This window comes from Bifidobacterium sp. ESL0820 (assembly GCF_052606235.1).
This window is the reverse complement of record NZ_CP199594.1, coordinates 756,916-778,646: the sequence shown is the minus strand read 5'-3', so window position 1 is coordinate 778,646 and position 21,731 is coordinate 756,916. Positions and strand designations below refer to the sequence as shown.

Below are 21,731 nucleotides of genomic sequence, written 5' to 3'. Positions count from 1 at the left end.
TCCCAGCAGTTCAGACCACAGTCAGGGTCACGACGGCCGGCGAGCCGTCATCGTTGAGCACCTTGACCTGACTGCCGGGATTGGGGTCCTGGATGCGCACCGTGTGGGTCAGATTGCCCAAGGGAGCGGAGATGTTGACCTTGAGCCCGTATCCCTCCAGGATCCTGGTGGCCTCGTCCTGGCTCTTGCCTTTCACGTCGGGCATGGTGATGGACTGCGGCCCCTTGGAGATCACCACGTTGACCGCATCGCCCCAGTGCAGCTGCTCCTGGGCCTGGTGGGAGGCGGAGATCACCTGGTTGCGTGGCACCTTGTCAGACCAGTCCTCGCTGTAGCTGACCTTGAGCCGAAGGGCTTCCAGGGCCGCCTTGGCCTCATCCCTGGCCTTGCCGACGATATCGGGCATGGCCACGGGCATGCGACCCTTGGACAGGACCAGGCTGACCTTGGCATCGTGGCGGGTCTTGGTCCCTGGTGCCGGATCCACTGAAATGGCCGCTCCCTCGGGGATGTCCATGGAGTACTGGTCCTTGGAGGTGTCGTGGTCTATCCTGTCGAACCCGGCTGCCTTCAAGGCCTGCACCGGATCCTTGCCATTGGGTGTTTCCGGCGTGAGGATGTCCTTGGGCACCGTGGCCTGGCGCACCCCCTTGGAGACGGTCAATTTGAGCCTGCCGCCCCTCTTGCTGATATGGGCTCCGACCGCATCGGGATCCGCGGCCATGACGGCTCCCTTGGCCACCTGGTCGCTGAAGTCATAGGCGGTGTCGACCTGGATGCCGGCGACCTTGAGTGTGCGGGCGTACTTGGCGAAGTCGGCGCCGACGACCTTGCACTCCTGGTTCTCGGAGCAGGAGACGTCATCCGGCTTGGGCAGGGCGACATAGCTGCCCGGACCCAGGAAGTACCACCAGGCGCCACCGCCGCCTCCTGCCAGGGCCAGGACCAGCAGAACCACCAACACGATGATCAAGCCCCGATGCCGGTGCTTGGGTTGAGCCGCTTCAGCGCCTGGCTGCATGATCTTTGCATCGGCTGAAGGCGCTGTCGGATTCTGAGGCTGCAAAACGGTCGTGGTCTCGGCTCGGGAGGGGGTGTCCACATCGTTGAGCCGATAGCGTCTGGTCGCTGCCTCCGCATCGGTTTCGGGCGGGGCGGGCACAGACGGAACCGTGTCCGAATTCTCCGGGTCTGTGGCTGCCTCTTCGGCATCGTCGCTGGGTGCCGTAGCCGCGCGCTCTGAGGTTCCGGCGATGGCGGACTCGGGCTGTCCGCTGGCTGCGGCTGCTGCGGCCCCTGCAGGCAGCACGTAGTCCATGGCCTGTCGGTCCAGTCCCTTGGCCACCTTCCTCAGGCTCTCCAGGGCCTTGCCTGCGTCATCCGGGCGATGCTCGGGGGAGCGGTCGGTCATCTCGGAGACCAGGGCGGCCACAGACGGGTCGATTCCCGGGCAGACCCTGGCCAGGGAGGGGACGTCCTCGTGGACGTGCTTGAAGACGATGGTCACCGGATTGTCGCTGGCGAAGGGGACCGTGCCGGTCAGCATCTCGTAGGCGATAATGCCCACGGCGTAGAGGTCGCTCTGGGGGGAGGCCTCATTGTTCTCGATGGTCTCGGGTGCCAGGTAGGCGGCCGTGCCCATGAGCATGCCCGTCGAGGACAGGGTGGCCTGGGCGGCGGCGCGGGCCAGGCCGAAGTCGGTGATCTCCACGTGGCCGCGGTCGTTGATGAGGATGTTTTCCGGCTTGATGTCGCGGTGGATGACGCCGGCTCGGTGGGCGGAGGCCAGGCCGTCCAGGACCTCGCCCAGGATGCGCAGGGTCTCTTTCAGGGGATAGACGCCCTGCCGGGCCATGTCCCGCCGCAGGCTGATGCCGTGGACATACTCCATGACCAGGTAATCCAGCCCCTGATCGACGCCCGTGTCGTAGACCTGGACGATGTGGGGGTTGGCGATGGCAGCCGCGGACCTGGCCTCCCGGCGGAAGCGCTCCTCGAACTGGGCCCTGTGCGGCCCCTGGGCCAGCATGGTGTGCATGATCTTGACCGCCACATGCCTGGACAGCCGCTGGTCCAAGGCCTCGTAGACCGTGGCCATGCCACCCTGTGCGATCTCACGCAGAATGCGGTAGCGCCCGTCGATGATCCGGTCGCTGGTCCTCTCGTCCGCTTCACTCATGCTCGTCTTGTCCGGCCCTCTGCACCTCGGAGGCCTGACCGGCCTCGGCATCAATGGAAGATACACGTTCATGATACCCGGCGGTGGTGGCAAGCGGCAGGAAGCGTCGGCAGGCCTCCAGGAAGATGGTTCGGCCCCCTGTCGACAGATGCAGACGATCGGCCAGGGCCTGGGCTCGGGCCTGGGCTCGGACGGACAGGTCAGCCATGCGTCGACGGCTGGCCTCTACGGCCCCGCAGGACTGCATCAGGTCACGGACCATATTCACCTGGGTCTTGTTGCGGACTTGGGAGGTGCAACTGTACAGCCGGCGGATTTCCTTGGCCTGGTCAGGATCGGCCATGGCCAGGGTGTCGGCCAGGAGGACGGTCCGCTTGCCGTCGCGGATATCGCCACCCACGGGTTTGCCGGTACGTCGGTCGTCGCCTGTTACATCCAGCAGATCATCCGCCAGCTGGTAGGCCAGACCCAGATCCAGACCCAGGGCGCGCACGGACTCTTTATGCTCTTCCAGGTCTGCTCCAGAGGCCAGCAGGCCCAGAGCCAGCGGGGCCAGGGTGGTGTAGGAGGCGGTCTTCCAGGCCATGGTGTGCAGGGCCTGGCGGCGCAGGCGTTCCGGATCGTCCAGACAGGCCTCCTCCATGCCCATGTCCAGGACCTGGCCGGTGACCACAGCCGTCTGCATGGCTTGAAAGGCCCTGCCGATGGCCGCCCCCTGAGGCAGCTTGGCAGCCGCCTGGAGGGCCATGTCCGTGCTCAGCGATGCCAGCAGGTCGCCAAGGAGGATGCCTAGGCCGGCGCCGCGGGCATCAGGTTTTGCGGGCGCCCGGCCGCTCGAATCGTTTCCGGCAACCGACCGGCTCAGGGCCAGATGGGCTGCAGGACGGCCCCGACGACGGGGTGAGCCGTCGATGATGTCGTCGTGGACCAGCGCGCTGGTCTGATAGACCTCCAAGGCGCAGGCAAGGTCCACTACCGCCTGTTCATGGTCAGGATTCTGCTCGGACTCCAGAGCCCGCCAGACGTCGCAGAGCAGCAGGGCGCGCAGGCGTTTGCCGCCGCGGCCAGCCTCGATCGCCTGGAGTATGACCTCCTGCAAAGCCTCCTGGGAGGGGTTCTGATCCAGGGGTTGGTCCGGTCCGGACTCTGGAGCAATCAGATGGTCGCAACGGCGCTGGAGCAGTTCCTCCATGCGCTGTTCGACCCGTGCTGCAGTCACGCTTTTCATGCCTTAGAGCCTATCCGCATATCTGCCCAGCGAACAGGCTGCCAGGACCATGGTGGATGGATGACACCACTTGACCACATGATCGGTTGTGGCTTTCCTCGAGATTCCAGCTGGATCAGGATGGTGCCAAGGCTCCCGGTGCTCATACCGGGAGCGGATGGGAGGCGATGACGGCATGGACGATGCGCATGAATACGGCATGAAAGACCTGGTGGAGCACTACCGAGAGGGCCGACGACGATGGGGTGTGGAAGAGGCCGACAGACGATGGCTCCAGCAACCTCTGACAGACTGGACCGCTGGTTTGCAAGGGCCGCAAGCGTGCCAGCGGTTCGACTCAGACTCGGCCGACTGCCTGGCCGTGGCCATTAAGGAGACGCTGGCCATACGCGACGGGCTTATTTTGTCCATTCTGGCACCCGGGCCTGGCCTGGACAGCGATCGGCTGATGGATCTTTGCGTTCGTCCCAACGATCCATCGAATGTGACGGCGCTCTGCAGCATCCTGGATGCGGTCTTCAAGGACACCGCAACACGGCCGGACCAGCCCCGTTGCCGTGCTGGGCTTGCCATGCTTGAAGCTATGGCAGATCAGGTTCCGCCGGGGTTTCGGTCCCAGCCACTGGCGGTCGCGGCTTATGTCGACTGGTGGAGTGGCGGATCCCGAGCATCGGGGTTTGCGGAGAAAGCTCTGGCAGACGACCGCTCCTGCAGCCTGGCCGCCATCGTCCTGGCCTTGATGCGCCGCGGCATCGACCCGGCTTGGAGGCAATTGGGCTGAATCGGGAATAATCGTCCCCCTGGGGTGGTTCACTTTAATGAGTCTACGATTTGACCTTGCCAGAGCTGTGCCCTAAAAGCAGTGTCGGCGGGTGGGATGATCCAGGAGGAGAATTTGGCCACGAAGGACACCAAGTCAGCCAAGACAGCCGCAGTGGATACCGAAAAGGGCCGGACCAGTTCAACTGCCGGCAAGACCAAGACCGCCACCAGGTCCAAGACCAGCAGCAAGGCGTCCCGCAAGACCGCGTCCCGCAAGAGCGCCGCCACTAGCACCTCGGCGACCAAGACGAACCGCCGTCCGGCCTCCAAGACCGCCAAGAAGGTCGAAGAGAAGCCCATCCTCCAGCAGGAGGATCAGGAGCCCGACGAGGACCTGCTCGAGGATCAGGAGGACGACGACCAGCTGGACAAGAGCGAGGATCAGCTGGAGGACGAGCCCGACGAGGACGATCAGGAGGAGGACGAGGCCTCCCAGGTCCAGGATGAGGCCGAAGAGGACCGCAAGGCCGCCCATGCCCTCGCAGCCAAGGTCAAGGGCGCCTTTGTCGTCGACGATTCCGATGACGACGAGAATGTCACCCCCTCAGGCAATCCCAAGCGTCGTGTGGTCACCGCCGGCGCCACTGCCGATCCTGTCAAGGACTACCTCAAGCAGATCGGCCGCGTCAGCCTGCTGAACGCCGAGCAGGAGGTGGACCTCTCGGAGCGCATCGAGGCCGGCCTCTACGCCCAGCATCTGCTGGATACCGAGGGCGAGGACATGGACTTCAAGCGTCGTCGTGAGCTCAAGTGGGCCGCCAACGACGGGAAGAAGGCCAAGGACCATCTGTTGGAGGCCAACCTGCGACTGGTGGTCTCCCTGGCCAAGCGCTACACCGGCAGGGGCATGCTCTTCCTGGACCTGATCCAGGAAGGCAACCTGGGTCTGATTCGTGCCGTGGAGAAGTTCGACTACACCAAGGGCTACAAGTTCTCCACCTACGCCACCTGGTGGATTCGTCAGGCCATCACCAGGGCCATGGCCGACCAGGCCCGCACCATCCGCGTGCCCGTCCACATGGTCGAGGTCATCAACAAGCTTTCCCGCGTCCAGCGTCAGATGCTGCAGGACCTGGGCCGCGAACCCACTCCCGACGAGCTGGCCAGGGAACTGGACATGCCCGTCGAGAAGGTCCAGGAGGTCCAGAAGTACGGCCGCGAGCCTATCTCCCTGCACACCCCGCTGGGTGAGGACGGTGACTCGGAGTTCGGCGATCTGATTGAGGACACCGACGCCATCGCCCCCTCGGATGCCGTGGCCTTCTCCCTGCTGCAGGAGCAGTTCCAGCAGGTTCTCGAGACCCTGAGCCCCCGTGAGGCCGGCGTCATCAAGATGCGCTACGGCCTGGAGGATGGACAGCCCAAGACCCTGGACGACATCGGCCGCGTCTACGGGGTCACCCGTGAGCGCATCCGCCAGATCGAGTCCAAGACCATGTCCAAGCTGCGGCATCCCTCGCGCTCGCAGACCCTGCGGGACTTCCTGGATCAGTGACCTCTGCGCCCGGCGGGGAGGTCCTGGTGCTGTCGAGGCCTCCTTGCTAGAAATGGTCATCGGTGCGTAAGCGACCGCCCATGCGAGGACTCCTGTCCCCGTGGGCGCCATGAGGTGAACGGCGAGGTAAATGGTGGCGAAAAAGCCTGATAAGGGAAAGTCCTATGGTGCCGGCAGTCTGACGGTTCTGGATGGCCTGGACGCAGTGCGCAAGCGTCCAGGCATGTACATCGGGACCACGGACAGCCAGGGGCTCATGCACTGCCTTTGGGAGATCATCGACAACGCAGTGGACGAGGCTCTGGCCGGCCAGTGCGACCACATCAAGGTCATCCTGCACCAGGACGGCTCCATCGAGGTGGACGACAATGGACGAGGCATCCCCGTCGATATTGAGCCTCGCACGGGGCTGACCGGCGTGGAGGTGGTCCTGACCAAGCTTCATGCCGGCGCCAAGTTCGGCAACTCCTCCTATACGGCCGTGGGTGGTCTGCACGGCGTGGGCTCTTCGGTGGTCAACGCTCTGAGCTCACGACTGGACGTGGAGGTGGACAGGGACGGCAAGACCCACCGGATGCGCTTCCACCAGGGCCATCCCGGCACCTACCAGGACCCGGATCCGGAGCATCCCTCGCCTGATTCGCCCTTCAAGCGCACCAGGAAGAACCGGCCTACGCCTCTGGAAGTGGTGGGCAGCGTGCCCAAGTCCCGGACCGGCACCAGGGTGCGTTACTGGGCCGACCCGGAAATTTTCAACTCGACGGCCCGGTTCAGCTACGCCCAGCTGATCGACCGGGTGCGTCAGACCAGCTTCCTGGTGCCCGGCCTCAAGATCACCGTGATCGACGAGCGCATCCCCGCCACAGGAAGCGCCGAGCAGGACCTGCGCCTGGAGGTTGACGGCGAACCTGCTGCGGAACCGGACGATCAGGACGTTCAGGGGAACCTTGGTGAACCGTCTGACAGCGGGGACTGGCCAGAAGAAGGCGCCGAAGACCAACCTGCCGAGGATGCGCAGGCGGATGATGCCGACCTTTCGGCCACCGAGCGGGCCGACCGGGCCATGCTGCAGCCGGAGGACGAGTCCGGCCATCAGCGGGTGGAGGAGTTCCTGCACACCGGCGGGGTGACGGACTTCGTGGACTTCCTGTCCAAGGGCGAGCCGGTCAGCGATATCTGGCGGATCAGCGGCCAGGACACCTACCAGGAGGAGACCCAGCGGGTGGGCCCCGATGGCGAGCTGCACGCCGAGCAGGTGGAACGTGTCTGCGGGGTGGATATCGCCCTGCGCTGGGTCAACGACTACGATTCAGTCGTCCGCAGCTTCGTCAATGTGGTGGAGACGCCCGGCGGAGGCATGCACGTGGACGGGTTCATGAACGCCATGACCCGCCAGGTGCGCAAGGCCGTGGAGGCCAACGCCCGCCGTCTCAAGGTCAACCTCAAGGACTCCCATACCAAGGTGGAGCGCGACGACGTCCTGGCCGGGCTGGTGGCCGTGGTCACGGTGCGCATTGCCGAGCCGCAGTTCCAGGGCCAGACCAAGGACGTGCTGGGCACGGCCCAGGTCAAACCCATCGTCACCCGGATGACCGACGACCAGTTCGGCCAGATGATCAGCGGCTCCAAGCGCGGCTTCAAGGAGCAGTCCGGCCAGGTGCTGGAGAAGATCGTGGGCGAGATGCATGCCCGCGTCCAGGCCCGGAAGACCAAGGAGGTCACCAGGCGCAAGAACGCCCTGGAATCGGCCTCCATGCCCTCCAAGCTCTCGGATTCCATGCCCGGCAACGACGACATCGCCGAGCTGTTCATCGTCGAGGGCGACTCCGCCCTGGGTACGGCCAAGGCCGCCCGAAACTCCATGTTCCAGGCCCTGCTGCCCATCCGCGGCAAGATCCTCAACGTGCAGAAGGCCTCCCTGTCCCAGATGCTGACCAACAAGGAGTGCGCCTCCATCATCCAGGTGGTCGGCGCCGGCTCGGGGGCCAGCTTCGACATCGACCAGGCCCGCTACAACAAGGTCATCATGATGACCGACGCCGACGTGGACGGCGCCCACATCCGCATCCTCCTGCTGACCCTCTTCTACCGCTATATGCGGCCCCTGATCGAGAACGGGCGGGTCTACGCAGCCGTGCCGCCCCTGCATCGAATCGCCCTGGCAGGCAAGAACAAGGGGAAGTTCATCTACACCTATTCGGACGATGAGCTGGAGGGCAAGCTGGCCGACCTGCATGCCAAGCACATCGACTACAATCCCGATGTGCAGCGCTACAAGGGTCTGGGCGAGATGGACGCCGACCAGCTGGCCGACACCACCATGGATCCCAGGACCCGCATGCTGCGCCGCATCCGCATGGAGGATGCCGCTCAGGCAGCCGGCATCTTCCCCCTGCTCATGGGGGACGACGTGCCGCCCCGCAAGCAGTTCATCGTGGACAATGCCGACGACTTCGACCGGAGCAAGATCGACACCTGATCTGCCTTCGGCAAGGCCCGAAAGGGCGGGGAGAGGAGTGTGACGCACATGGGCGATCCCTTGGGCAGTTTCTCCCCGCAGACGGCCGACTGGTTTCGTCAGGCCTTCCCCGAGGGTCCCACGCCGACCCAGGTGCAGGCCTGGCCGGCCATCCGCGCAGGCGGCGATGCGCTGATCATTTCGCCCACCGGTTCGGGCAAGACCCTGGCCGCCTTTCTTTGGGCCATCGACGAGCTCATGACCAGGCCCCGGCGCTCCCGGAAGCCTGGGGTCGCCGTGCTCTACATCTCGCCCATGAAGGCCCTGGGGACGGATGTGGCCCGCAACCTGCAGGCTCCGCTGGAAGGCATCGCCGAGCGGTTTGAACAGCAGGGAGGCAAAGCGCCCAAGGTCCGGACGGGCATCCGCACCGGAGACACCGATGCCCGCGGCCGCAGAGCCCTGGCCGCCCATCCGCCGGACATTCTGGTCACCACCCCTGAATCCCTCTATCTGATGCTGACCTCCAAAACGGCTAGCACGCTGAAGAACGTGCAAACCGTTATTGTGGACGAAATCCACGTTTTGGCGGGCAACAAGCGCGGGGCTCATCTGGCCCTGAGTCTGGAGCGGCTGGACGACCTGGTCGGAGGGCCCGTGCAGCGGATCGGCCTGTCGGCTACGGTCCGGCCGCCCGAGCAGGTGGCACGTTTCCTGGGTGGCAGCCGTCCGGTCAGTCTGATCCAGCCCAAGTCGTCCACAGCCATGGACCTGCGCCTGATCGAGCCCCTGGAGGACATGGGCGATCTGGCCGCGCCGCCCGGTCAGTCAGGTGAGTCAGGTCAGGAGGGCGACCAAAGAAGCGGATCCATCTGGCCAGCAATCGAGCGGGCCATTCTGGACCAGGTTCTGTCCCACCGCACCACCCTGGTCTTCGTCAACTCGCGAGGGCTCGCCGAGCGCCTGACCGCCCGGCTCAACGACCTGCACCAAGCCGATCTGCAGGCCTCAGGTCATGGCCAGCCGGGTTTCTCCGATGAGACAGATGGGTCCAGGGAGCCCGCCCACTACGATTCGGCCACCGGTTCCACTTCCGAGAGGACTTCCGGCCAGAGCGTCGACCATCCCATTGCCATGGCCCACCATGGATCGGTGTCCAAGGAACGCCGGCGCCAGGTGGAGGATGACCTCAAGGCCGGCAGACTGCGCTGTGTGGTGGCCACCTCCAGCCTGGAGCTGGGCATCGATATGGGCTCGGTCGATCTGGTCATCCAGGTCAACGCCCCGCTGTCGACCGCCTCGGGACTGCAGCGGGTGGGCCGGGCCGATCACCAGGTCGGTCGGGTATCCCAAGCCAGGCTTTTCCCCCTGACCCGCGAGCAGATCCTGGAGTGCACGGCCAGCATGGAGAGCATGGCCCAGGGCGACATCGAACCCACCATCATGCCCAGCAGCCCCTTGGATGTTCTGGCCCAGCAGACGGTGGCCGCGGCCGCCATGGGACCGCTCAGGGAGCAGGACTGGCTGGCCACGGTCAGACGGGCCGCGCCCTTCGCCCATCTGGACCAGCAGGTCTACCGGGCGGTGCTGGGCATGCTCAGCGGCGCCTACACCTCCCAGGATTTCACCGCCTTCCGTCCCATCCTGGTCTGGGACCGCCAGACCGGAACCCTGACGGCCCGACCCGGCGCACAACGACTGGCGGTGACCTCCGGAGGCACCATTCCCGACCGCGGCTCCTACAGTGTGGTCATGCCCTCCGAGGCCGCAGGCGGCAAGCCCCGCCGAGTGGGGGAACTGGACGAAGAGATGGTCTACGAGTCCCGCAAGGGGAACGTGATCACCCTGGGCACCACCTCCTGGAGGATCCAGCAGATCACCCGCGACCGTGTGGTGGTGGTACCCGCTCCGGGACGCTCCGCCAGACTGCCCTTCTGGCACGGGGAGGGCACCGGCCGTGACCCCGCATTCGGCCGTCGTCTGGGCAGGCTGGCCAGGGAACTGTCCCAGGGTCTGATACCGGCGGTCCAGACTGCCTCCGGTCGGCCGGGCTTCACTCAACCCGTCTGTTCTCGTCTGCTGGAGGACGGCCTGGACCGTCCTGCCATCAACAATCTGGCCGCCTTTCTGGCCGAGCAGCAGGCCTCCACCGGCCGGGTGCCCGACGACCGTCACCTGGTGGTCGAGCGCTGCCCCAACGAGGAGGGCGATCTGAGGCTGATCCTCCATTCGCCATACGGCCGCAGGGTCAACGAGCCCTGGGCCCTGGCCATCGCCGCCCGGCTCTCCCGCGAGCGCGGATACGACGGATCCGTCTGGGCGGGGGAGGACGGCATCGTCGTGCAGATCCCGGGCACTGATGCCTTCCTGGAAGACCAGCGAATATTCGGATTCACCCCCGATCAGGTGGAGCGCGAGGTCCGACGTCATCTGGTCGGCTCGGCGCTCTTCCAGGCCCGCTTCCGCCAGTGCGCAGCCCGCTCGCTCTACATGCCCAGGATGGAGCCCGGCCGCAGGGTGCCGCTCTGGCAGCAGCGTCTTCGAGCCTCCCGTCTGCTGGACGCGGCCCTGAAGGAGGATGACTTCCCCCTGGTTCTGGAGACGATGCGCGAGTGCCTCCAGGACGTCTACGACATGCCTGCCCTGCGCGAGCTCATGGCCGACCTGGAGCAGGGGAGCGCCCGTCTGGTCCCGGCCTCCACCCGGACCCCCTCGCCCATGGCCTCGGGGCTGCTCTTCGGCTACCTGGGGACCTTCATGTACCAGTACGACATGCCCAAGGCCGAGCGCGACGCCGCCATGCTGGCCATCGACTCCGATCTGCTGGAGCAGATGGTCGGCCAGGTGGACATGGCTGACCTCCTGGACCAGGAGACCGTCGACCAGGTGACCGCTGATCTGCAGCGGCTTTCGCCCAGGACCCGGGCCAGGGGGGCCGAGGGACTGGCCGACCTGCTGCGCACCCTGGGCCCCATGGATCCGGCCGGGATTCGCCGGCGCATGCGCGGGCAGGAGGACGAACCGGTGACGCAGGCACAGGTCCGGGCCATGCTGGAGGAGCTGTGGACCCAGTCCAGGGTGGTTCCGGTCAGGTTAGGCGCTCGCGACTGCTGGGTATGGGCCGGTCAGGCAGGGCGGCTGACGGCGGTTCTGGGTCCTGGCATCATCCAGCCATCCGCCCAGCAGACAAAGGAACCGGAATCAGACAGCGAGGACTTCGACCAGCTGGTCAGGCAATACGCCGCAGTCCATGGGCCATTCACCACCCAGGATCTGGCCGGCCACCTGGGCCTGGGCAGCGCTCTCTTGGAGGACAGACTGCATTCCCTGGCCGCTCGCGAACTGCTCATGACCGGGGTCTTCCCCCGGCCCGACCTGCGTGCCTACGGCGAGCCTGGATTTGAGGGAGGCGAACCCCGCCGAGGGTGGCTGGATCCCGAGGTCTTCCGCCGGCTGCGCTCGCGGTCCCTGGCCAAGGCCAGCAAGGCCGCCAGTCCCGTCCCCGGCCATGTCTACAGCGACTTTCTTCTTCACCGGCAGGGTCTGGCACCCCTGGGCCAGGAGCCCTTGATGGGCGCCGAAGGACTGCTGGAGGTGGTCGGGCAGCTGGAGGGGCTGGCTCTGCCGCCTGAACTCTGGGAGTCGGCCATCTTCCCGGCCAGGGTGCGTGATTACGGTCCCGCATTGATGGACGATCTGCTGGCCTCGGGCCAGGTGGTCTGGGTGGGGTCCGACCAGGGGGAGGGCCCGCTGGGCGCCATGACCTTCTACCTGGCCGAGGATCTGGATGAGGAGCTTCCAGCACAATCCGTTGGTTCTTCATCGGTCACGGATGTAGCCGGCAAGTCGAGCAAGGCGGGCGACGCGGGTGATCTGGAAAAGGTCCTGCTGGGTGTGCTGGCCGATGGGGGAGCCTACCGCTTCGATCGCCTTCTGCGCGCCTGCGCCAGCCGGGGCGGGGATGGCATGGAGTCCCCTGATTCTCAGGCCCCCGACCAGGAGGCCCTGGCCCGTTCGCTCTGGGGCCTGGTCAGGCGTGGGCTGGTCACCAACGCCTCCCTGGCTCCTGTTCGGCGGCTGGTCCGGGGATCAGGGCCGCAGCCCTCGGGGAGGGCCCGCCGTTTGCCCCATGGTCTGCGTGGGCGCGGCAGGTCCTTGGGACGCGCGGCTTTGACGCGGGCGGCCGGCTCATCTGCCTTGTCAGCGGCGACGGAGGGATTCTGGACCCTGGTTGCGGATGAGCGCGGAGCAGCAGCAGTTGCAGCGGGGATGGGCATGCCCGATCCAATCGACAAATCGAGAGGCAGCCAGGACGGTGACCGGCAGCGGACCGTCAGCCTGGTCCACGAGGAGCAGGCCATCCTGGACCGCTATGGGCTCCTGGCTCCGGTGCTGCCTGAGGTGCTGTCCCTGCCCGGCGGATTCTCGGCCCTTTATCAGGTCTGCAGACGGATGGAGGAGGCCGGCCGGCTGACGCGTGGGGTCATTGTCGACGGCTTCGGCGGCGCCCAGTTCGCCCCCAGAGAGGTGATCAACCAGCTCAGGGACTTCCAAGAGGATGAGCGCAAAAGCGATGGCGAAGGCGGATCGGGGCAGCGACCTGCCGAACCCGTGGTCATGGACGTGACCGATCCCGCCAACCTCTATGGCACGGCTCTTGCCTGGCCGACTACATCAGGGGATGCCGGCGGACGGCCTATTCGGCGGATAGGGAACCTCCTGGTGCAGAATCATGGCCGCGCCCTGGTTTATGCGGCGCCCAAGGGGCATCATCTGCTGGTCTTCGGTGAGCCCGAGCGTGGATTGCTGGAGGCCGCCTTCGCCCAGCTGGCCTCATGGCTGAGCCGGGACGGACAGGGACGCATCCTCTTCAGTGATGCCAATGGCCGGCCCCTGACCATGCGCGAACCGGTGGGCATGGCCCTGGCCGCAGCCGGGTTCACGGCCGGTCCGGGCGGCATGGCACTCTACTGAGCCCTTGCTGAGCGCCCTCAGGCCACGAAGGCGATGGGCGCTGCCAGCTCCTGGCCGGAGGCGTCCCGGCGCATGTCCACTTCGGGCAGTTCGACCGGAGAGCCGGCGGCGGTGCTGGCGTGCAGGGGCCAGGCGCCCACCCGGGCCAGCAGCAGGGTGTCCTGACCCTTGAGGAAGCGTTGGGAGCGCACGCCTTTCGTGCCGCGGCCCTTGACCGGATACATCTCCAGCGGGGTCAGCTTGGCCGACCCGTTCTCGGTGCCGGGCAGGGCCTCGGAGTCGCCGGCCACAGTCAGGACCACGGCCCCGGCCTGGGTGCTCATGCCATCCTCGCCGGTCTCCTGATAGGTCCAGCCGATCTCTCCGGCCGGCACGACCGCGAAGGCGGCGACCTGGCAGCCCTGGGCCAGCCGGATGCCCGCCATGCCGGCCGCATTGCGGCCCTGGGGGCGAACCTTGTCCCCGGTGAAGGTCAGCAGGCTGGCATCCGAGGAGATGAGCACCATCCGGTCCCCGTCCTGGCAGGGGGCTGCGAAGACCACCTGGTCGTCCCCCTTGAGGTCGATGACCGACCAGGAGTCCATGGTGGTCGGGGATTCGCGGTTCCAGCGCTTGACCGTGCCCAGCCGGGTGCCCAAGGCCAGTGGCGCGGAGTCGTTCATGTCGATGACGGTGACGGCGTGCTCGTCGGCCTGGGGTTCGGTGCTGGCGGTCCCGCCCAGGAGCTCGTCAGCCACGATGCCCCCGCTCAGGTTGGGGTTGGCGGTGGCCGGGATCAGCGGCAGGTCGGCCACGGGGGCGGTGATCAGCCTTCCAGCCGTGGTCACCAGGCCGTAGGTGGCCAGAGTAGTGGTGGCGAATATGGCGATGACCTGGTCGTCATGCCCCCGGTCTTGGTTGCGCGGCCGGGACCGCCAGGCATCCAGGGCGCCCGGGGTGCTGCGTGCCAGCAGTCCGGTGGCGCTCATCATGACCGTGCAGGGCTCGTCCTCCATGTGCAGGTCGCCGCCGCGGCTGGTTCCTCCGCTGGCCAGCAATGCGGTCTGCGAGCCAGCAGCAACCTTGCCCGAGGTCTGCTGAGCGGTTTGCTGGTCGCTGGCTGCCGACTGCACGGGGGCCAGGTCGCCGGAAGGCTCCTGGTCCAGGATGACCGTGCGCCTGGGCGTGCCCCACTGGGCCACCGCCTGATCCATCTCCTGGATGACCACCCGGTCCAGCTCGGCCGAGGAGCCCAGAATCCGCTCCAGCTCCTCCAGCTGCTTGTTGAGGTCGTCTCGTTCGCCCTCCAGCTCGATCCGGCTCATCTTGGTCAGCCGCCGCAGCCGCAGGTCAAGAATGTACTGGGCCTGGGTCTGATCCAGATCGAAGACCGCCATCAGCCTGGTCTTGGCCGCATCCGCGTCGTCCGAGCTGCGGATGACCTGGATGACCTCGTCGATGTCGACCAGGGCCAGCAGGAGCCCCTCGACCAGGTGCAGACGCTCCAGGGCCTTCTTGCGGCGGAACTCGCTGCGCCGATGGATGACCGTGCGCCGGTGCTCCACCCAGACCTCCAGCAGCTCCTTGAGCCCCATGGTTCTGGGCCGTCCGTGGACCAGGGCCACGTTGTTGATGGTGAAGGAGTCCTCCAGGGGCGTGTACTTGAAGAGCTTGCCCAGGACCTTGCCCGGATCGAATCCCGTCTTGATCTCGATGACCAGGCGGGTCCCGTTGTGCCGGTCGGTCAGGTCGATGGCGCTGGAGATGCCCTCCAGCTTGTGGTTGCGCACCCCATCGGAGATACGCTCCAGAACCCGCTCGGGGCCCACCATGAAGGGCAGCTCGGTGACCACGATGGCCTTCTTGCGGGCGGTCACGTTCTCCAGGTGGGTGACGGACCTGGTCACGAAGGCCCCCCGGCCGTGCTCGTAGGCCTTGCGGATGCCGTCCCGTCCCACGATGACTCCGCCGCCGGGCAGATCCGGGCCGGGCACGTAGCGCATGAGCTCGTCCAGCCCTGCGTCCGGGTGGGCCATCAGATACTTGGCGGCGGCCACCACCTCGCCCAGGTTGTGGGTGATCATGTTGGTGGCCATGCCCACGGCGATGCCCGAGGCCCCGTTGACCAGCAGGTTGGGGATGGCCGAGGGCAGGACCTGGGGCTCCTTGAGCTTGTTGTCGTAGTTGGGGGAGAAGTCCACCGTGTCCTGGTCGATGTCGGCGTTCATGCCCAGGGCCGCAGGAGCCAGCCTGGCCTCGGTGTAGCGGGAGGCAGCCGGGCCGTCGTCCAGGGATCCGAAGTTGCCGTGGCCGTCGACCAGGGGCAGGCGCATGGCAAAGGGCTGGGCCAGGCGCACCATGGCCTCGTAGATGGATGAGTCGCCATGGGGGTGCAGCTTGCCCATGACCTCGCCCACAGCCCTGGCGGACTTCATATAAGGGCGGTCGGGGTTGAGGTTCATCTGGCCCATCTGGTAGATGATCCGCCGCTGGACCGGCTTGAGTCCGTCACGGGCGTCGGGCAGGGCCCTGGCGTAGATGACCGAGTAGGCGTATTCCAGGAAGGACTTGCTCATCTCCTCGTTCAGAGGGGTTTCGACGATGTGCTCCTTGACCTGCCGGGGGTCGTACCCCGCCGCCTTGCTCCTGCGATGAGTTGCCATGCTCCAGCTCCTGCTCCTTCATGTTCCGCCTTATGATAACCGGACGGTCCGCCAAAGCATTGACAGCAGGGATGCGGTGTCGGCCTGGGGCCTGACCGTGCTTGAATGGGTTGTATGGGTCTGGATACACCTGACATGAAGGAACTGCTGCAGCCGAGTCCGCCTATCCAATACGGGGACCGGGCGGAGGACAACCATGTTGGCGGGGCCAGGCATCTGTCCGCCGTCCTGCCCGCCCTGAGCGCCTGCCTGGGAGTGCCTGTGGCCACCGACGTCCACCCGTCTGCCAAGGCCCTCCAGGAAGCCCTGGGACTGCCGGAGGCCCGGTCGGTGGTCGTCGTCCTGGTGGATGGGCTGGGATTCTGGAATCTGGTCAGCCGCCAGGGCCATGTGCCCTACCTGCGCTCGCTGCTGTCCGAACCCATCAACCAGCGTCCCCTCTACACCAGCCTGCCCTCGACGACCGTGGCGGCCATGGGCGTCTTCGGCACCGGAACCAGCCCCGGGCTGACCGGTATGACCGGCTACACCCAGCTGAATCCGGACACTGGCCAGCTGGGCCAGATGATCCAGTTCAGGGGGGCTCAGGATCCCGAGCGCCTGCAACGCCGTCCCACGGTCTTCGAGACCCTCCAGGCGCAAGGGGTCCGTGTGACCTCCTCAGGCCTGCCGCGTTTTCGCGATTCAGCCCTGACCCGCGCGGCTCTGCGCGGCGGGGAGTACCTGGCCCACAACCACTCCCGTCAGCGTCTTCTGGCCGCCTGCCAGGCTGCCAGCCAGCCGGGGCTGACCTACCTCTACATCCGCGATGTGGACAAGGTGGGCCACCACAGCGGCTGGGAGGGCGAGGAGTGGGTGGCCGCTCTTGAAGCGACCGATGCACAGCTGGCCGAGCTTCATCGCCGCCTGCCCGCCGGGACACTGACGGTGATCGTAGCCGATCACGGCATGGTTGAGTCCGATCCGAACCAGCGCATTGACATCGCTCAGGATCCGGAGCTGAGCCAGGATGTGCGACTGGTGGGCGGCGAGCCCAGGGCGGTCATGCTCTATCTGGACCAGGGGGCGGACCCCCAGGTCGTGGCTACACGCTGGCGTGAGCGTCTGGGGGATCGGGCCTGGGTGTTGACCCGTGACCAGGCCATCCAAGGGGGAATCTTCGGCCCTGTGGACGCTCGGATCCGACCCATGATCGGCGACCTTCTGGTGCTGGCCGGCGACCGGATCACCCTGGTGAATTCTGCAGATCAGACCGATGCAGCGACCAGGCTGCCCGGCGTGCATGGTTCATGGACCCGTCTGGAGACGCAGATCCCCTGTCTGATCGACCTGGTCTGACTACTTGCCGAAGAGGATCTCATCCCAGCTGGGCACGGCCGACCGTCCGGAGTGTTTTTTGGCCCGCTTGCTGCGGCGGCCCTCCTTGGGCTGATCCTCCTGCTCGTCCTGTCCGGCATCATCGCCTGGATCCTCTTGCCGGGGCTGCTCATGGTTCTGCACGGGCAGGACCATGGTGGATTCGTTGTCTCTGATGGGAGGATGCTCGGCCGTGTCAGGGTCCTCGGTCAGTTCTGCACTGGGGTGGCTGGGCTCCCGCTCGGCTGTCCGCTCCTGGCTCTCCTTGGGCTTGCCATAGAGCCAGGCCGTGAGTGCCGCCTGACGTTCACCGCTCTCCTGGCCCTCCGAACCGGCGTCCTCTTCTTCTATTTGGGTAAAGGTATCCTTCTGGCTTGGAGGCCGCCTGTCGGTCTGATCGTCAATCGCCTCAGCAGGCCGATCCTGGCCATGATCGTCTGCGGAATTGTCCAGCAGCATCCTTGCCGCCCCGTTCAGGCAGGTCACCGTGTTGTCATGCATGTTCCATGCCCAGCGGGCGTTGAAAATCCGTTTGTCCAGCGTAAACACGCCGTTGATGTTCCAGGGTTCGTACCCTCGTCTGGTGGCCTGCCAGGAAACCTGTGTCAGGCTGACCCCCGCACGGGCCAGCACCTTGCCGATCAGTTCCTGATAGTTTCGCCCTCCCGACCCCTTGGGCGCCGGCATGGTCAGGAACTGCTCGATGGCGTACTTCTTCTCGGTTTCCACGGGAGCCGCGAAACGCCGTACCAGCGCTTCGTTGACAGCGTATTGCTGAGCCACCTGCTCGGGGCGGGCACCGGCGCGCACAGCCGCCTGAATGGCTGAGACGGGCAGGGGCTTGGACTTGCCGGTCTGGGGGTCCACGTCCTCTTCCTCCTTGACCTGCTTGGCCTCAAGAATGGCGCGATCAAGCGCATCGTCGACCCTTACGGCGAAGTGCCGGTGGTCACAGACGAAGACCAGATCGCCCCTGTCGTCGACATGGTCAAAGCTGGCCACCCTGGTCCCATTCTCAGACATGCACGCCCCTATCCTCTTACGGTTCCTTTACACGGCCTCAGGTATTTCCATTGTGCCCTATGGTTCGTATTTTACGTGCTTTTGAAATCGTGTATCCTATGCGCAGTACATATCGTGTGAAATGACCGGCATACGAGGTGGCTGGTCGAACAAGGAAAGGGTACACGATGGCACAGGATTACGATACCCCGCGAGACAAGGACGAAGACGAGGAATCCCTGCAGGAGCTGGGCAAAAGCGGCCAGGATGCCGGGGCCGATCTGGACGACGACGAGAACGCCATCGCCGAGGACTATGAGCTGCCGGGCGCCGACCTGAGCAATGAGGACTCTTCGGTGACTGTCATTCCCATGCAGGGCGATGAATTCATCTGCTCCAACTGCTTCCTGGTCAAACACCGGAGCCAGCTGGCCTACACAACCCCTGACGGCAAGCCCGTCTGCAAGGAGTGCGCCGCCTAATGGCCTACGACGAGTCCTACAACGAGCCGGAAACGGTCGAGGTCCTGTTCGAATCCTTGGATGGGGCCGAGGTGCCGGAATACGCCATGCCTGGCGATGCAGGAGCCGATCTGCGAGCCAGGGTGGCCGTGGATCTGGCCCCTTTCCAGCGGGCGCTGGTTCCCACCGGTGTCGCTCTGGCTCTGCCCAACGGGTATGTCGGCCTGGTTCACCCACGCTCGGGGCTGGCAGTCAAGATGGGGGTGACCGTGCTCAACGCGCCAGGAACCATCGATGCCGGGTACCGGGGCGAGATCAAGGTGCCGCTGATCAACTTGGATCCGCATGAGTCGGTTCACTTCGAGCCTGGGGAGCGCATTGCCCAGCTGATCATTCAGCGCTACGTGCAGGCCCGTTTCGTGCCCGCAGAACGTCTGCCTGGCTCGGTGCGTTCGGATGCCGGATTCGGCTCGACGGGCCGATGAGGCATCCTTCGGACACGGACGGCCTGAATGGGTCAGGCGCAAGTGTAGGATTGGTGCATTATATTCAGGATATTGGAGGCTTGAATGGTCACTCCGGAGGGCAGCGTCTGCAGCAATGATGTCGGCGAGCAGGCCCCTTCCGGCCTGTCCTCCAGAGCCTTGGGCTGCGAGATCAGCGACGATGCGCTCAACCCCCTGATGCCCATCCGGGAGATCTGCGCCGCCCACCATCCTGGCGAGGACCTGTCCATGCTCCAGCGCGCCTATGACCGGGCTGTAGTCCAGCATGCCAACCAAAGGCGCAAGTCCGGCGAGCCCTACATCATTCATCCGCTGGCTGTGGCCCAGATCCTGGCCGACCTGGGCATGGGTCCCACGGTGGTTTCGGCCGGCCTGCTGCACGACACCGTGGAGGACACCGACTACACCCTGGAACAGTGCAGGAACGAGTTCGGCGACACCGTGGCCGGTCTGGTGGATGGGGTCACCAAGATATCCAAGATGGACTACGGCGATTCGGCCCAGGCCGAGACCATCCGCAAGATGATCGTGGCCATGAGCCGGGATGTGCGCGTCCTGGTGGTCAAGCTGGCCGACCGGGTCCACAACGCCCGCACCTGGCGCTACGTCAAGGCTTCGTCAGCCCAGCGCAAGGCCCGCGAGACCCTTGATGTCTACGCGCCTCTTGCCAACCGGCTGGGCATGAACGCCATCAAGACCGAGCTGGAGGAGCTCAGCTTCAAGACCCTCTATCCCAAGATCTACAACGAAATCGTAGTTCTGGTCTCCCGCAGGGCGGGCCAGCGGGAGGTCTACCTGAAGCAGATCCTGGACGAGATCCACGAGGATCTGGATGCCCAGGGCATCAAGGCTCAGGTGACCGGCCGGCCTAAGGACTACTTCAGCATCTACCAGAAGATGATCGTGCGAGGGCACGATTTCGCCAACATCTACGACCTGGTAGGGGTGCGCATCATCGTGGACACCATCCGCGACTGCTATGCGGCCCTGGGCGCCGTCCATGCACGCTGGAGCCCGGTGCCTGGGCGGTTCAAGGACTACATCGCCATGCCCAAGACCAACCGCTACCAGTCCCTGCACACCACGGTGGTGGGCCCGGGCGGCAAGCCGGTCGAGATCCAGATCCGAACCTGGCAGATGCACCGCAGGGCCGAGTTCGGCATCGCCGCCCACTGGAAGTACAAGGAGAACGGTTCTGCAGGCCGTGAGCTCTCCCAGCCGGACAAGTCCGATGTCAAGCGCGAACGCCAGGAGGGGGAGCTGACCCAGGAGGACAACCTGACCTGGATCCAGCAGCTGGCCGACTGGACCAGCGAGACTCCGGACTCCAACGAATTTTTGGGCTCCCTGAAAGACGATCTGGGCTCGGCCGAGGTCTATGTGTTCACCCCCAAGGGCAAGATCATCTCCCTGCCGGCCGATTCCACGCCCGTGGACTTCGCCTATGCCGTCCACACCGAGGTGGGACACAGAACCATGGGCGCCAGGGTGAATGGCCGTCTGGTCCCGCTGGATACCAAGCTTCGCAACGGGGATACGGTCGAGATCCTGACCAGCAAGTCGGACACCGACGGACCCTCGCGCGACTGGCTCAGCTTCGCCAAGAGCCCCCGCGCCCGCAGCAAGATCCGTCAGTGGTTCAGCAAGGAGCGTCGTTCGGAGACCATCGAGGAGGGCAAGGACGAGCTGATCCGCGCCATGCGCAAGCGGAACCTGCCCGTGGCCACCCTATTGACCCCCGAAGCCATGGTGGGGGCCGCCGACGAGCTCAACTATCCCAATGAGAAGGCGGTCTACGCTGCCATTGGCGACGGACAGGTCTCCACTCAGAACGTGATCTCCCGGCTGGTTCATGACGCTGGACGGTCGGCCCTTGAGGACGAGGTGGAGCAGGAGGCCATTCCTCTGCAGCGGGTCGCCAAGTCCAGCCGGCCGGAGACCTCCCAGGGGATCTCGGTCAAGGGCGTGGACGATGTCTGGGTCAAGCTGGCCCGTTGCTGCACCCCAGTGCCGGGAGATCCCATCACCGGGTTCATCACCCGCAACCAGGGCGTCTCGGTCCATCGGTCCGACTGCCAGAACCTTCTGGACCTGCGCAAGAAGCAGCCCGAACGGATCATCGAGGTCTCTTGGACGGGCAAACAGGGCACCTTCATGGTCCAGATCCAGGTGGAGGCCCTGGACCGGCCCCACCTGCTCTCGGACATCACCCAGGTGCTGTCCGACCACGGCGTCAACATCCTGTCGGGCAGCCAGTCCACTGGCCGTGACCGGGTGGCGGTCAGCCAGTTCGTCTTCGAGATGGGCGATCCCCAGCATCTGAACACGCTCCTGGCGGCCGTCAGGAAGATCGACGGGGTCTTCGATGCCTATCGGCTGACCGGAGCCAAGGGCTCGGCCAGTCCCCATATGCGGGCCATCTGACCTTCCCTCTCAGCCACCAATATGTCCGGTTATCCTCTGCACTCTTTCGACGGCATTCTTCCTGTTGTGCTGTCGAAGTGATCATTTGCTTCCAGCCTTGAAAATTCACTGGGCGACAGTCTGAAAGACGGCTGTGAACGGTGGTTACAGAAGGACCCCCGGTGGTCAATGACCAGGCCGGGGG

The 21,731-nt window shown here is 65.5% G+C and carries 12 protein-coding genes; 8 read left to right on the top strand and 4 right to left on the bottom strand.

Annotated elements, in window-relative coordinates:
* Positions 1 to 10: 10 nt before the first annotated feature.
* Both ACUIAH_RS03285 and ACUIAH_RS03280 read right to left on the bottom strand, forming a co-directional pair.
* Positions 11 to 2,179, bottom strand: a complete 2,169-nt coding sequence (locus ACUIAH_RS03285; RefSeq protein ID WP_445341383.1) for a protein kinase domain-containing protein — start codon at positions 2,177 to 2,179, stop codon at positions 11 to 13.
* On the bottom strand, positions 2,172 to 3,398 hold the full coding sequence (locus tag ACUIAH_RS03280; RefSeq protein ID WP_445341382.1) for a polyprenyl synthetase family protein: 1,227 nt from the start codon (positions 3,396 to 3,398) through the stop codon (positions 2,172 to 2,174). The genes ACUIAH_RS03285 and ACUIAH_RS03280 overlap by 8 nt, the downstream gene beginning before the upstream one ends.
* 166 nt (positions 3,399 to 3,564) lie before the next feature.
* On the opposite strand from ACUIAH_RS03280, the gene ACUIAH_RS03275 reads away from it, so the two are divergent.
* The 4 genes from ACUIAH_RS03275 (at position 3,565) to ACUIAH_RS03260 (ending at position 13,156) form a co-directional block, all read left to right on the top strand.
* Positions 3,565 to 4,188, top strand: a complete 624-nt coding sequence (locus ACUIAH_RS03275) for a DUF4192 family protein (protein WP_445341381.1) — start codon at positions 3,565 to 3,567, stop codon at positions 4,186 to 4,188.
* A gap of 114 nt (positions 4,189 to 4,302) precedes the next feature.
* Positions 4,303 to 5,724 carry an RNA polymerase sigma factor gene (locus ACUIAH_RS03270; protein ID WP_445341380.1) on the top strand — a complete coding sequence of 474 codons (1,422 nt, stop codon included), beginning with the start codon at positions 4,303 to 4,305 and terminating at the stop codon, positions 5,722 to 5,724.
* A gap of 130 nt (positions 5,725 to 5,854) precedes the next feature.
* Entirely contained in the window at positions 5,855 to 8,203 is a 2,349-nt protein-coding gene (locus ACUIAH_RS03265) for a DNA gyrase/topoisomerase IV subunit B (protein ID WP_445339889.1), read from the top strand.
* 48 nt (positions 8,204 to 8,251) lie between these two features.
* Complete coding sequence (locus ACUIAH_RS03260) at positions 8,252 to 13,156, top strand: ATP-dependent helicase (protein ID WP_445341379.1); 4,905 nt, start codon at positions 8,252 to 8,254, stop codon at positions 13,154 to 13,156.
* Between the two features lie 17 nt (positions 13,157 to 13,173).
* Here ACUIAH_RS03260 and ACUIAH_RS03255 read toward each other — a convergent pair whose 3' ends face one another.
* A complete protein-coding gene (locus ACUIAH_RS03255; protein ID WP_445341378.1) occupies positions 13,174 to 15,798 on the bottom strand; it encodes a DNA gyrase/topoisomerase IV subunit A in 2,625 nt (874 codons plus the stop codon).
* A gap of 114 nt (positions 15,799 to 15,912) precedes the next feature.
* Between ACUIAH_RS03255 and ACUIAH_RS03250 the strand changes: the two genes are divergently transcribed.
* On the top strand, positions 15,913 to 17,136 hold the full coding sequence (locus ACUIAH_RS03250) for an alkaline phosphatase family protein (protein ID WP_445341377.1): 1,224 nt from the start codon (positions 15,913 to 15,915) through the stop codon (positions 17,134 to 17,136).
* Here the strand turns inward: ACUIAH_RS03250 and sepH are convergent, their stop codons facing one another.
* The gene (gene sepH / locus ACUIAH_RS03245) at positions 17,137 to 18,177 is read right to left on the bottom strand and encodes a septation protein SepH (RefSeq protein WP_445341376.1); all 1,041 of its coding nucleotides are present in this window, start codon (positions 18,175 to 18,177) and stop codon (positions 17,137 to 17,139) included.
* Positions 18,178 to 18,344: 167 nt separating this feature from the next.
* Between sepH and ACUIAH_RS03240 the strand changes: the two genes are divergently transcribed.
* From ACUIAH_RS03240 to ACUIAH_RS03230, 3 genes are all read left to right on the top strand, one after another.
* The gene (locus ACUIAH_RS03240; RefSeq protein WP_024627827.1) at positions 18,345 to 18,638 is read left to right on the top strand and encodes a DUF4193 domain-containing protein; all 294 of its coding nucleotides are present in this window, start codon (positions 18,345 to 18,347) and stop codon (positions 18,636 to 18,638) included.
* On the top strand, positions 18,638 to 19,102 hold the full coding sequence (gene dut, locus ACUIAH_RS03235) for a dUTP diphosphatase (protein ID WP_445341375.1): 465 nt from the start codon (positions 18,638 to 18,640) through the stop codon (positions 19,100 to 19,102). The genes ACUIAH_RS03240 and dut overlap by 1 nt, the downstream gene beginning before the upstream one ends.
* 84 nt (positions 19,103 to 19,186) lie before the next feature.
* On the top strand, positions 19,187 to 21,547 hold the full coding sequence (locus tag ACUIAH_RS03230; RefSeq protein WP_445341374.1) for a RelA/SpoT family protein: 2,361 nt from the start codon (positions 19,187 to 19,189) through the stop codon (positions 21,545 to 21,547).
* Positions 21,548 to 21,731: the final 184 nt, after the last annotated feature.